The 13,221-nt window shown below is 65.9% G+C and carries 10 protein-coding genes and 1 tRNA gene; 6 read left to right on the top strand and 5 right to left on the bottom strand.

What is annotated here, in order from left to right; genetic code table 11:
• Nucleotides 1-28: 28 nt before the first annotated feature.
• Entirely contained in the window at nt 29-919 is an 891-nt protein-coding gene (locus XH87_RS35205) for a hypothetical protein (protein WP_271590733.1), read from the bottom strand.
• A gap of 516 nt (nt 920-1,435) precedes the next feature.
• On the opposite strand from XH87_RS35205, the gene XH87_RS35200 reads away from it, so the two are divergent.
• The 5 genes from XH87_RS35200 to XH87_RS35180 are packed head-to-tail and all read left to right on the top strand — an operon-like array spanning nt 1,436 to nt 8,301.
• Complete coding sequence (locus XH87_RS35200; protein WP_271590732.1) at nt 1,436-1,798, top strand: hypothetical protein; 363 nt, start codon at nt 1,436-1,438, stop codon at nt 1,796-1,798.
• 54 nt (nt 1,799-1,852) lie between these two features.
• Nucleotides 1,853-3,127 carry a divalent metal ion exporter subunit IhpA gene (gene ihpA / locus XH87_RS35195; protein ID WP_271590731.1) on the top strand — a complete coding sequence of 425 codons (1,275 nt, stop codon included), beginning with the start codon at nt 1,853-1,855 and terminating at the stop codon, nt 3,125-3,127.
• Nucleotides 3,124-4,101 (top strand): divalent metal ion exporter adaptor subunit IhpB, encoded by a 978-nt coding sequence (ihpB, locus tag XH87_RS35190; protein WP_271590730.1) that lies wholly within the window; start codon nt 3,124-3,126, stop codon nt 4,099-4,101. The genes ihpA and ihpB overlap by 4 nt, the downstream gene beginning before the upstream one ends.
• A complete protein-coding gene (locus XH87_RS35185; RefSeq protein WP_271590729.1) occupies nt 4,094-7,324 on the top strand; it encodes an efflux RND transporter permease subunit in 3,231 nt (1,076 codons plus the stop codon). The genes ihpB and XH87_RS35185 overlap by 8 nt, the downstream gene beginning before the upstream one ends.
• A 2-nt stretch (nt 7,325-7,326) precedes the next feature.
• Nucleotides 7,327-8,301: a cation diffusion facilitator family transporter gene (locus tag XH87_RS35180; RefSeq protein WP_271590728.1), complete on the top strand. Its 975-nt coding sequence runs from the start codon at nt 7,327-7,329 to the stop codon at nt 8,299-8,301.
• A gap of 126 nt (nt 8,302-8,427) precedes the next feature.
• On the opposite strand, the gene XH87_RS35175 is transcribed toward XH87_RS35180, so the two are convergent.
• On the bottom strand, nt 8,428-9,288 hold the full coding sequence (locus XH87_RS35175) for a class I SAM-dependent methyltransferase (protein ID WP_271590939.1): 861 nt from the start codon (nt 9,286-9,288) through the stop codon (nt 8,428-8,430).
• Nucleotides 9,289-9,539: 251 nt separating this feature from the next.
• On the opposite strand from XH87_RS35175, the gene XH87_RS35170 reads away from it, so the two are divergent.
• On the top strand, nt 9,540-9,899 hold the full coding sequence (locus tag XH87_RS35170; protein WP_271590727.1) for a hypothetical protein: 360 nt from the start codon (nt 9,540-9,542) through the stop codon (nt 9,897-9,899).
• A 199-nt stretch (nt 9,900-10,098) separates the two neighbouring features.
• Here the strand turns inward: XH87_RS35170 and XH87_RS35165 are convergent.
• The 3 genes from XH87_RS35165 to lon form a co-directional block, all read right to left on the bottom strand.
• A tRNA-Val gene (locus XH87_RS35165) sits at nt 10,099-10,175 on the bottom strand.
• A 60-nt stretch (nt 10,176-10,235) separates the two neighbouring features.
• On the bottom strand, nt 10,236-10,640 hold the full coding sequence (locus XH87_RS35160; protein ID WP_271590726.1) for a GFA family protein: 405 nt from the start codon (nt 10,638-10,640) through the stop codon (nt 10,236-10,238).
• Between the two features lie 69 nt (nt 10,641-10,709).
• A complete protein-coding gene (gene lon / locus XH87_RS35155; RefSeq protein WP_271590725.1) occupies nt 10,710-13,133 on the bottom strand; it encodes an endopeptidase La in 2,424 nt (807 codons plus the stop codon).
• Between the last annotated feature and the right edge of the window lie 88 nt (nt 13,134-13,221).

Below are 13,221 nucleotides of genomic sequence, written 5' to 3'. Positions count from 1 at the left end.
GCTTGCGCCCGGCCGTCCGTTTTCGAGCTTACGGCACCGGCATTGCGCGCGGGCTGCGATGGAAGCGGTTCGAGCTTGCCATCCAGTTCGGCAACGGTTCACCATCGCGATGCCGTCCGCCGGCGACGGCTGCAGCCCAGGCCACTGCGGCACCGATCAGGGTCGCGGCGGCGATCGAGAACGCCACGATGATCGAGTTGCGGCGCGCGCGGCTGATGGCCGTCTTCGAGTCTGCGATCAGCGCATCGACCCGCCGTTCGGAGTCGGGAGCCGCCAGTCCCGTAACGGCGGCGACCTGTTGTACGAGATACGCCCGATCGTCGGTGCTGACGCCGCTGTGGCTGGACGACGTCATCAGGATACGCCCCGCTTCGGCGCGCACTTCCCTCAGATCGATATTTGGCGGGCGGCGCGGCGCGCGGAACAGCTTGTCGAGCTCGTAGCTCAACAGGGGCTCCGCCGTGGACGTGTTGCTCGCCGAGCTGCGCATCGGCGAACGGTCGATCGCAGCAGCGCCGAGGAGCGCGAGCAGAGCCGCGCCGGCCAGCACGGCCAAGGCCCAGGAGGTCAGCCCGTGCAGGCCGTCCCGGCGCTCGCCATCGTCTTCGGTCGTCGCCAGCGCGGGCGCCCGACGCGTCGTCCGGCCGGCGATGTAACCGCCGAAGCCGAAGCTGATCACCGCCTGGATGATTAGGTACAAGCCGGAGAGCAACGCCAGCGCCGCTGATGCATCGCGCCATGTCGGCGAGGCCGAACTGACACCGAGGCCGACGGCTGCGCCAAAGCCGACCAAGATGAAAGACATCGCGCCCGCGGCGAGCGCGCCGGCGAATACCGAGCTCCACTGGATGCTTCGGGGCGCCTCCCCCTCGAGGCCGCCCTCCGTGATTTCGTCCCGCATGAGCGTTTCAACCGTCATTGCGGCTCTCTCAACGCAGGCCGAAGAACGACAGGATCGCCATGATGACGACGATCAAGCCGATCAAATAAATCAGTCCGTCCATTGTCCGTCCTCCTTCGCTTCTTCTGCTCGCTAATCGCGGCGTATCAGGAATGTTCCAAATTCGACGGAGCGGTGGGAACGAACGGACGAGATGCGAATTGTTTGTGGGAGTCCCAAGGATGAAGATTGTGAGCACAAGGCCTCAGCCGGCCAGCGCTGGCTGGGGCCTTTCCGTTTCTGCAACGGCCGTTCCTGTCCTGTGTTCACGACGCCGTCGCGCCGCCGTCACCGCGCAAGGCCGACAATGGCGGTGGCGTTCCGGAGCCGCCCCGCACATCATCAAAACCTTCGTCCCGCATCGGCGCGTCACCGCCCGGCCGTGAGGAGCGGTCACGCCGCTGCGGCAATTGTTACAGGGACGTAACAATGTTGCGGGTCGACACTGTTCCCGCCGCCATGCTAGGCCGGGCATCTACCGCAACAGAGGACGTCGTGCCTGCGAACCGCCAGCCCTCAGCAACTTGCCGTCCGCGCAACTGGCGCGGGCTGCTGTCCGTGCTGATCGCGATCATCTACCTGCTCGCGGGTGCGCTGCACGGCTCGCACGACATCGACGTCACCACACCCGGGGGTGGCTCGGAGATCGCCGCAGTCCTCGACGGCGCCTCCGGTCACGGCGACCACAAGGCCATGGGCAGCCATCATTGCCATGGCTGCTTCTCGCTGACGCTGGCACAGCCGGCGCCATCGATCATCACGATCGCGCCTATGTCGACAACGAGCCCGCGGCCGGCCCCCCGGCTTGCCGGAATTGTCCCTGATACCGACTCTCCACCTCCCAAGCCTATTGCCTGAGCGGATTGGTCGGGCGTGCCGCGCCCATAGGTTCATCCTTCACAGGTCGGCTTCATGTTTTGCAGAGGAATGGCCGCGCGCCTGGCGTGCGCGGCGGCGTGTCTGATTGCCGGACTCGCGATTGCGCCGTCTCACGCCCAGACCTTGACGATGCGGAGCGCGTTGTCGCGCGCGCTGGCCGCAAGCCCGCGGCTGACCGCGGCGGAGCGCGACGTCGGCATCGCCACGGGCCAGCGCATCCAGGCGGGCGCCCTCCTCAATCCGGAACTGTCCTACGAACAGGACGATTCATTCGGCTCGGGCAAATATCGCGGAACGCGATCGGCCGAGACCACGCTCCAGATCAGCCAGGCCTTCGAGCTGTTCGGCAAGCGCGACGCACGGATTGCCGCAGGCGTCGCCGGCGTCGAGGTGGCCGCGATCCAGCGCAAGGCCGTCCGGCTTGAGGTGCTGTCGGAGACCGCGATCGCCTTCCTCAGCGTGCTCGGCGCGCAGCGGCGCATTCATATCCTCGACGAGCAGATCGCCGCCATCGACCGCCTGACGCCGCTCCTGCGCCGCCGCGTCGAGGCCGGCGCCTCCTCACCTGCCGAGACCGGCCGCGCCGAGGTCGCCTCCGCCCTGGTGAAAGCCGATCGCGAGCGCTTCAAGGCGACGCTGGCCAGCGCCCGGCGCGAGCTTGCGGTGCTGATGGGCGATCCCGCCGCAAAATTCGGCGAGGTCTCCGGCCGGCTCGACACCACAGGACGCCCGCCCTCGTTCCAGGCGGTGATCGCCGCCATCGACGCCAATCCGCAACTGGTGCGCTGGACCGCCGTTTACGCGCAGCGCAATGCCGAGCTGTTGCTGGCGCGGCTCAAGCCCTATCCCGACGTGCGGATCGCCGCCGGCTGGCGTCATTTCAGCGAGACCAATGACGACGCGGTTCGTCTCACCTTCTCCGTGCCGATTCCCGTGTTCGACCAGAACCAGGGCAACATCCTCTCGGCGCAGGAAAGCCTCGCCAGGACCCGCGCCGAGCGCGAGGCCAACCGCAACACGCTGATCGTGATCGCCGGCCGCGCCTACGACTCGCTCCGGGGCTCGCTGCGCGAGCTCGCGGTGCTGCGTGAGACCGCGATCCCCAAGGCCGTTGAAGCGTCGGAAGCGATCTCGCAGGGCTACGGCCAGGGCCGCTTCACCCTGCTCGAGGTGCTCGACGCGCAGGCGAGCGTCACCCAGGCGCGGCTGCGCGAGCAGGAGGCGCTGCAGAACTTCCACGTCGGCGTTGCGACCATCGAGGGCCTCGTCGGCAATCCCTTCACGCTGGCGCGGGAGAGCGCACGATGAGGACGGCCTCCACCATCCTGATCGCCATGATTGCCGCCGCCCTCGGCGCCTATGGCTATTCCCGGCTCGCGCCGGCAAAGCTCGCCCCCGCGGAGCATGTGGAACATTCTGAACAGAAGAAGCCGAACGACCATGTCGAGCAGGACGAGCACGGCGCCGACCGCATCCGGATCTCCGACGTCAAGCTCGCGGCCGCGGGCGTCACGCTGGCGGAAGCCGCGAGCGCAACGCTGACCGATACGCTCGCCTTCAACGGCATCCTGCGCGCCAACCAGGAGGCCGTGGTGCAGGTGACGCCGCGCTTTCCGGGCCTCGCCAAATCCATCCAGAAGCGCATCGGCGACAAGGTCGCCAAGGATGATCTGCTCGCCGCGATCGAAAGCAACCAGAGCCTCACGGTCTACGAGCTCAAGGCGCCGATCGCCGGCACCATCATCGAGCGTCAGATCTCGCTCGGCGAGTACGCCTCCGAGCAGAAGCCGGCTTTCGTGGTCGCCGACCTTTCCACGATCTGGGTCGATCTGTCGATCTACCGGCAGGACCTCCGCCGCGTACGCCTCAACGACGAGGTGCTGATCGATCCCGACGACGGCCGCGGCGAGATCAAGGGCACGATCTCCTACATGGCACCGATCGGCAGTAGCGAGACCCAGACCGCACTGGCGCGCGTGGTGCTGCCGAATCCGGACGGCCGCTTGCGTCCCGGCCTGTTCGTCACGGCGCGGCTGATCCTCGCGGCGCGCAACGTTGCCGTCGCCGTCCGACGCGGCGCGATCCAGACGCTGGACAACAAGACCATCGTGTTCGTGCGCGAGGACGGCGACAAGATCGAGGCACGCCCGGTCGAGCTTGGCGATTCCGATCCGAAGTTCGTCGAGATCAAGGCCGGTCTTGCGGCCGGCGAGCACTACGTCGCGGAGAACAGCTTCGTCGTGAAGGCGGAGATGGGCAAGGGCGAGGCCGAGCATGATTGAGCGCATCCTCGCCTTCTCGCTGCATCAGCGCTGGCTGGTCCTTCTGCTCGCGCTCGGCGCCCTCGCCTTCGGCGGCTGGAATTTCCAGCGCCTGCCGATCGATGCCGTCCCCGATATCACCAACGTCCAGGTCCAGATCAACACCCGCGCGCCCGGCTATTCGCCGCTCGAGACCGAGCAGCGCATCACCTTTCCCGTCGAGACCGCGATGGGCGGCCTGCCCAGGCTCGACTACACCCGCTCGCTGTCCCGCTACGGCCTCAGCCAGGTGACGGTCGTCTTCAAGGACGGCACGGACATCTATTTCGCCCGCCAGCTCGTCGGTGAACGCATCCAGCAGGTGAAGGACCAGCTCCCGGCGGGCGTCGAGGTCGCGATGGGTCCGGTCTCGACCGGGCTCGGCGAAATCTTCATGTACACCGTGGAGGCCAAGACGGACGCCAAGACTGACGTCAAGACGCAAGGCGGTCACGACTATTCGCTGACCGATTTGCGCACCGTGCAGGACTGGATCATCCGGCCGCAGCTTCGCAACGTGCCTGGTGTGATCGAGGTCAACACCATCGGCGGCTTCGAGCGGCAGTTCCACGTGCTGCCGGACCCCGGCAAGCTGATGGCCTACAAGCTCGGCTTTCGCGACGTCATGACGGCGCTCGCCGCCAACAACGCCAATGTCGGCGCCGGCTATATCGAGCGCAACGGCGAGCAATACCTAGTTCGCTCACCGGGCCAGGTCGGCAATATCGGTGAAATCCGGGATATCGTGATCGGCTCGCGCGGCGGCAATCCCGTCAGGATCAGGGACGTCGCGACCGTCACCGAGGGGCGCGATCTGCGCACGGGCGCGGCGACGCGAGACGGCGAGGAGACCGTGCTCGGCACCGCCATGCTGCTGATCGGCGAGAACAGCCGCAGCGTGGCCCGCCGCGTCGCAGCCCGGCTCGAGGAGATCGCCAAATCTCTGCCCGAGGGCGTCGTGACGCGGACCGTCTACGACCGCACCGATCTGGTCGAGGCCACCATCCGCACCGTCCGGAACAACCTGATGGAAGGCGCCGCGCTGGTCGTGGCCGTCTTGTTCCTGATTCTCGGAAACATCCGCGCCGCACTGGTCACGGCCTGCGTCATTCCTCTGTCCATGGCCATGACGATATCAGGCATGGTCGAGACCAAGGTCAGCGCCAACCTGATGAGCCTCGGCGCGATCGACTTCGGCATCATCGTCGACGGCGCCGTGATCATCGTCGAGAATTGCCTGCGCATGCTGGCCGCGGCCCAGCGCGAAAAAGGCCGGCTGCTGACGACCTCCGAACGGCTCGGCGCGATCCTCCGCGGGTCGAGCGACGTCATCAAGCCGAGCCTGTTCGGAACGCTGATCATAGCCGTGGTCTACCTGCCCGTGCTGACGCTGACGGGCGTCGAGGGCAAGATGTTCACGCCGATGGCGCTGACCGTGCTGATGGCTCTGGGCGCGGCCGTGCTGTTCTCCATCACCTTCGTGCCGGCGGCCGTTGCCATCGTCGTCACCGGCAAGGTGTCCGAGCATGAGAACCTGTTCATGCGGGCGGCGAAGCGCGGCTATCTCCCCCTGCTCCGCTTTGCCATCGACAATCGGGCCGCGGTCGCCATCATGGCCGTCGTCATCGTGGTTGCGAGCGGCATCGCCGCCGCGCGCATGGGCGGCGAGTTCATTCCGAGCCTCGACGAGGGCGACATCGCGCTGGCGTCGATCCGGATTCCCGGCACCAGCCTCACCCAGTCGCTGGACCTTCAGAAGGCGCTGGAGAAGCGCATCAAGCAGATCCCTGAAGTGAAGGAGTTCTTCACCCGCATCGGCACCGCCGAGATCGCGACCGACCCGATGTCGCCGGCACAGACCGACGGCTACATCATGCTGAAGCCGCGCGCCGAATGGCCCGACCCGGACAAGCCGAAATCGGAGGTGATCGAGGCCATAGACCATGCTGCTGACGAGATTCCCGGCAGCGCCTATGAGATCTCCCAGCCGATCCAGTTCCGTGTCAACGAGCTGATCTCCGGCGTGCGCAGCGACGTCGGCGTCAAGATCTTCGGCGATGACCTCGACATCCTGCAAAGCGCCGCCAGGCAGGTGGAGGCCGCGATCCGCGGCATCCGCGGCGCCAGCGACGTCAAGATCGAGCAGGTCGCGGGCCTGCCGATCCTCACCGTCCGCCTCGACCGCCAGGCGCTCGCCCGCTACGGCCTCAGCATCGGCGAGGTGCAGGGCATCGTCGAGATCGCAGTCGGCGGCAAGTCGGCCGGCAAGCTGTTCGAGGGCGACCGCCGCTTCGACATCGTGGTCCGCCTGCCGGAGCATCTGCGCGGCAATCTCGAGGCGATCCGGGCCATCCCGATCCCGCTGCCGCCCGGTGAGGAGGCCGGCTCCGGCACGGCGATTCGAACGGCGCTGTCCGCCTCCCCCCTCGCCCAGATGCGCTATGTGCCGCTGTCGTCGGTCGCCACCGTCGATGCGACGCCCGGACCGAACCAGATCAGCCGCGAGAACGGCAAGCGGCGCATCGTCGTCACCGCCAATGTCCGCGCCCGCGACCTCGGCTCCTTCGTGGCCGAGGCAGAGAGCGCCGTGGCCGAAAAGGTCAAGCTGCCGCCCGGCTACTGGATCGGCTGGGGCGGACAGTTCGAGCAGCTGGTCTCAGCCACCAAGCGGCTGACCATCGTGGTGCCGGTGGCGCTGCTTCTGGTGTTCCTGCTGCTGTTCATGGGGATGGGATCGGCGGCGGATGCGGCGCTGGTGTTCTCCGGCGTGCCGCTGGCGCTGACCGGCGGCGTCGCGGCGCTGCTGCTGCGCGACATTCCCTTGTCCATCAGCGCCGGCGTCGGCTTCATCGCGCTGTCGGGCGTCGCCGTGCTCAACGGTCTCGTCATCATCGCCTTCATCGAGCGGCTGCGCAGCGAGGGCCGATCCGTCGTGGAGGCCGTCCGCGAGGGCGCGCTGACGCGGCTGCGCCCGGTGCTGATGACGGCCCTGGTCGCCTCGCTCGGCTTCGTGCCGATGGCGCTGGCCACCGGCGCCGGCGCCGAGGTGCAGCGGCCGCTCGCGACCGTGGTGATCGGCGGCATCATCTCCTCCACGGTGCTGACGCTCCTGGTGCTGCCGGCGCTCTACGTGCTGTTCCGCCGTGACGTCGCCGGCGAAACGCCTACAATGGCGCCTGATTTGGCGGCTTCCGGGGAGCGCTAGAGGTGGGCAATCACAACCATCATGGTCATCACCATCATGATCATGACGGCCATTCGCATGATCACAGTCATGGTCATGCTCATGACCACGCGCATGTCCATGCGCCCGCCAATTTTGGCAAGGCGTTCGCGATCGGCATCACTCTCAATACCGCGCTGGTCGCCGCCGAGGCGATCTATGGCTATATCGGCAACTCCACCGCGCTGCTCGCGGACGCCGGTCATAACCTGTCCGACGTGCTCGGCCTCGTCATTGCCTGGGGCGCCTCGATCGCGGCAAAGCGCGCGCCGAGCGGCCGCTTCACCTACGGCCTGCGCGCCTCCACCATCCTTGCGGCACTTGCGAATGCGGTGTTCCTGCTGGTCGCGACCGGCGCCATCGGCTGGGAGGCGATCCTGCGCCTGCAACAGCCCGAGCCGGTCGCAGGCATCACGGTGATGGTGGTCGCAGGTATCGGCATCCTCATCAACGGTTTTACCGCCCTGCTGTTCGCGAGCGGACGCAAGGACGACATCAACATCGAGGGCGCCTATCTGCACATGGCGGCCGACGCTGCGGTCTCGCTCGGCGTCGTGGTCTCGGCGGCGCTGATCATCTGGACCGGCTGGCTCTGGCTCGATCCCGTCACCAGCCTCGTCATCTGCGCCACCATCCTCTGGAGCACGACGAGCCTCTTGCGCGGCTCGATCGACATGTCGATGGCGGCGGCACCCAAGGGCACCGACATCGCCGCGATCAAGGTGTTTCTGCTGGAGCGGCCTGGCGTGTCAGGGATTCACGACCTCCACGTCTGGCCGATCTCGACCACGGAGACGGCACTGACCTGCCACCTCGTGATGCCCGCCGGTACAGGCGACGCCTTCCTGATGGAGACCGCGCAGTTGCTGAAGACCTCGTTCCGCATCGGCCACACCACGCTCCAGATCGAGACCCATCCGGACAACGGCTGCGCGCTGGCGCCGGATGATGTGGTGTAGAATTCTCCGGCCTATCCACGTCGTCATTGCGAGCGTAGCGAAGCAATCCAGACTGTCTCCGAGGAGGCAGTCTGGATTGCTTCGTCGCAAGCGCTCCTCGCAATGACGCGGAGAGAGTGCGGGGCCTCACCCCGCCTTCGCCGTCACGATCCAGATCGCGCCCTGGAGTGTCACGCTCTGGTCCTTCAGGAACGGCGCGAGCATCTCGCGGATCGAAGCCTTGGCGGCCTCATAGGTCTCCGGCGGATGGCCTTGCAGGGCGCGGCTGGCCGGGCCGATCTGGAGCGCGCCGTCGACGGCGGCATCGAGCCCGCCGCCGATGGCGACGTCCATCGGCAGATTGTGCGGCTCCATCGCCACGTCGACGAAGCCCGCGCCTTTCAGGATGCGCGTCACGCGCTCCTCCGAGGCGAAGGCGAACGGGCCCGGTTCCTCCGGCCCGACCGGCGGCATCTTCGGAACGTGCTTGTAGACCGCCATCAGCGGCGCCATCATCCAGGGATTCTCCTTCGGCTCGCGCCAGCAGGCGAAGGCGAGCCGCCCGGATGGCTTCAGCGCGCGGCGCAGATTGGTGAAGGATGCGATTGGGTCGGCGAAGAACATCACGCCGAAGCGCGAGGCCAGCAGATCGAAGCTCGCGGGCTCGAACGGATAGACGGTCGCATCCGCCTGCACGAAATCGAGCGGCAGACCCTTTGGCGCGAACGCGCGCGCCTGCGACAGCATCGGCTCGGAGACATCGAGGCCGAGCGCGAACCCGTTCGGCGCCACAGCCTTTGCGAACGCCACCGTGGTGGCGCCGGAGCCGCAGCCGACGTCGATGACGCGCTCGCCCGGCTCAGGCTTGGCGCGATCGATCAGCACATCGGCAATGGGCCCGAGCAGCTTCTCCTGCACCGCATGGCGATCGGCCCAGCGCTGCCCGCTGGGGCCGTTCCAATAAGCGATCTGGTCGGCGTTCTGCTCGTGTCCGCTTGGCTGTTCCATCTGGTCTTTGATCCCTAGCATTTGTCGATCCGCCGCTCCCGCAATTGCGGGCGCGCCTGCGTCGGATCCCTGCCCTGATCGTAGCGCAACTTTCTGCAAAGATCACAGCCGCCGCTGCCGAGAATTGGCTGCGCTTCCGGCAGGAAGTGCTCGCATTGTGGCCGCATAGCTTTCACCGAATGGCCCCAACGGAAGCAGACGACAACCAGATTTCGAGGATAGCGTTTTCAGGTTGTTCACCTTGGAAAGGCATGACCATGCGCAGCTTCATGGCACCCCTCGTTATCGCAACCCTCTCCTTCGGGACGCCGACTTTCGTGCAGGCGCAAGGAACATCGTCGCAATCGGGAGCAGAATCGCCGACCGCTCAGAGCACCGTCATCCGCCAGATCCAGGTTGTCGACATTAAGGACCTGCAACCAGCCGTGCGCTCGAAGGTCGATGAAATCGTCGCACAGACAAGCGATGACGATATTCAATCGCTCCGGAAGACGATTGACGCGACTCCCCAGGCGGCATCCGCGCTCAAGGCGAAGGGTCTGACCTCGTCGCAGGTCGTTGCGATCAACATTGCCGAAGGCGTCCTGACACTATTCACCAATACGGCCTGATATTTCCACCAGGAATGACGACGTGCCACTGTGGGGCACGTGACCGCTCCACGGCGGCTGTCGGCATGCCCGGTCGAGGTTTACAGGGTGATATGCCCTACGAACCAGCCAGCCGCGACCGAATAGAGGTTTTGCGCTGATGCCATGCTCCAATTGGTTTCCCGGCATGGCAGCCTACTTGGCTCCGCAAAGCGAAGACTGGTGGGCGGTCACGGATTCGAACCGCGGACCCTCTCGGTGTAAACGAGATGCTCTAACCAGCTGAGCTAACCGCCCTCGCCGGCCTCTTTAGCCTCTCGCGCCCCGGGCGGGCAAGCGCGGATCGTCATTCCCGTCTCAATCCTGTGGCCGCCCCGGCAGCAGCGGCACCGCGTCGATCCAGACTGCCGCGGACTGGCACCAGATCTGCCGGGCGGGGCGCAATTTGTCGCGCTGGCGGATCGAGCCCCAGCGGATGCCCCAATCGTCGGCCTGGTCGCCCTCGCCGCTGGTGAACAGCGGGGAACCGCAATCGGCGCAGAAATGCTGGAAGCGCATCCGGCCGTTGTCGCCGCGCTTGCCGTAGAGCTTGGGCGTGCCGGCGGTCACGCGGACATCGGCCTTGGTGCAGATGGCCGTCACGCGGAACGGCGAGCCGGTCAGCGTCTGGCAATCGGTGCAATGGCAGACCGAGACAGCCTCAGGGTCGATCTCGGCCTCGAAGGTGATCTTCCCGCAGTGGCATCGCCCGTCGATGTGCATTGCCTCCTCCGCTTGCTCAAACAAAAACGGCGCCCGAAGGCGCCGTTTTATCATCTTTTCGAGCTGCGATCAGTGAGCGGTCAGGCCGCCAGCGGCCTCATCTCCGTCCGGCTTCACCGTCACCTTGGTGTCCTCTTCCCAGACGATCGGCACGGGCTTCCTCACCAGCGCCTTGGCGATGACGTCGTCGAGGCGCGAGACCGGGATGATCTCCATGCCGCCCTTGATCGCATCGGAAATCTCCGTGAGATCCTTGGCGTTGTCCTCGGGGATCAGCACCGTCTTGATGCCGCCGCGGGCCGCAGCCAGCAGCTTCTCCTTGAGGCCGCCGATCGGCAGCACGCGGCCGCGCAGCGTGATCTCGCCGGTCATCGCGACATCGTGGCGGACCGGGATGCCGGTCATGACCGAGATGATCGCGGTGGCCATGGCAACACCGGCGGACGGGCCGTCCTTCGGCGTCGCGCCCTCCGGCACGTGCACGTGGATGTCGCGCCGGTCGAACAGCGGCGGCTCGACACCGTAGTTGATCGCGCGCGAGCGAACGTAGGACGCCGCCGCCGAGATCGACTCCTTCATCACGTCACGCAGATTGCCGGTGACCGTCATCTTGCCCTTGCCGGGCATCATGACGCCTTCGATCGTCAGCAGCTCGCCGCCGACATCGGTCCAGGCAAGCCCGGTGACGATGCCGACCTGCGGCTCGCTCTCGATCTCGCCGAAGCGGTACTTCGGCACGCCGAGCAGCTCTTCCAGAGTCTTCTCGGTGACCTTGACCGACTTCTTCTTGGAGATCATCAGCTCCTTCACCGCCTTGCGGGCGAGTGTGGAGAGCTCACGCTCCAGGTTGCGCACGCCCGCTTCGCGGGTGTAGCGGCGGATCAGAAGCAGCAGCGCGTCGTCGTCGATCGAGAACTCCTTGGAGTCCAGGCCGTGCTTGGACACCGCGTTCGGGATCAGGTGCTTGCGCGCGATCTCGACCTTCTCGTTCTCGGTGTAGCCCGCGATCCGGATAATCTCCATGCGGTCCATCAGCGGCCCGGGAATATTGAGCGTATTCGCGGTCGTGATGAACATCACGTTGGACAGATCGTAGTCGACCTCGAGATAGTGGTCGTTGAAGGTCGCGTTCTGCTCGGGATCGAGGACCTCGAGCAGCGCCGAGGACGGATCGCCGCGGAAATCGGCGCCCATCTTGTCGATCTCGTCCAGCAGGAACAGCGGATTGGACGACTTCGCCTTGCGCATCGACTGGATGATCTTGCCGGGCATCGAGCCGATATAGGTGCGGCGGTGACCGCGGATCTCGGCCTCGTCGCGCACGCCACCGAGCGAGACGCGAACGAATTCGCGCCCCGTCGCCTTCGCGATCGACTTGCCGAGCGAGGTCTTGCCGACGCCCGGAGGCCCGACGAGGCATAGGATCGGCCCGGTCAGCTTGTTGGCGCGCGACTGCACGGCGAGATACTCGACGATGCGTTCCTTGACCTTCTCCAGCCCATAGTGATCGGAGTCCAGGATGGCCTGCGCGGCCTCCAGATCCTTCTTCACCTTGGACTTCTTGTTCCAGGGAATCGACAGCAGCCAGTCCAGATAGTTGCGCACGACGGTCGCTTCCGCGGACATCGGCGACATCTGCCGCAGCTTCTTCAGTTCGTGCTGCGCCTTCTCGCGCGCTTCCTTGGAGAGCTTGGTCTTGGAGATCTTCTCTTCGAGATCGGCGAGCTCGTCGCGACCATCGTCGTCGCCGAGCTCCTTCTGGATCGCCTTCATCTGCTCGTTGAGATAATACTCGCGCTGGGTCTTCTCCATTTGTCGTTTGACACGAGAACGAATCCGCTTCTCGACCTGCAGCACCGAGATCTCGCTCTCCATCAGGCCCAGCACCTTCTCCAGGCGCGTGGTGACCGAAAGCGTCTCCAGGATGCCCTGGCGATCGGCGATCTTGACCGCGAGATGCGAGGCAACCGTGTCGGCGAGCTTGGCGAAATCGGTGATCGCCTGCACGACGCCGACGACCTCGGCCGAGATCTTCTTGTTGAGCTTCACATAGCTCTCGAAGTCCGACACGACCGAGCGCGCCAGCGCCTCCGCCTCGACCGACTTCGCATCGGTATCGGCGAGCGCAACCGCAGTCGCCTCATAGTAGTCGGCGCGGTCGGTGTATTTCGACACGCGGGCACGCTCGAGCCCCTCGACCAGCACCTTCACGGTGCCGTCCGGAAGCTTCAAGAGCTGCAGCACGCTGGCGAGCGTACCGGTCTCGTAAATGGCATCGGGCGCCGGATCATCGTCGGACGCGTTCTTCTGCGTCGCGAGCATGATCAGCGCGTCGTTCTTCATCACCTCTTCGAGCGCGCGGATCGACTTCTCGCGGCCGACGAAGAGCGGAACGATCATGTGCGGGAAGACGACGATGTCGCGCAGCGGCAGCACGGGATAAGCGTGCGTTTCGCCATGGACGATGGTTGGCCGGGGTTTGGGATTGGTCATGGCCTTTTCCTTTTGCTTTGCCCCCTTGCACGCAGCCCGCTGATCATGCGCAACCGCCACAAGGTGCTGAGGTGATCCGCAGAACCGG

It is taken from the genome of Bradyrhizobium sp. CCBAU 53415 (genome assembly GCF_028128735.1).
Lineage (GTDB): Bacteria > Pseudomonadota > Alphaproteobacteria > Rhizobiales > Xanthobacteraceae > Bradyrhizobium.
The sequence above is the reverse complement of the archived record's forward strand: the minus strand, read 5'-3'. Positions and strand labels throughout refer to the sequence as shown.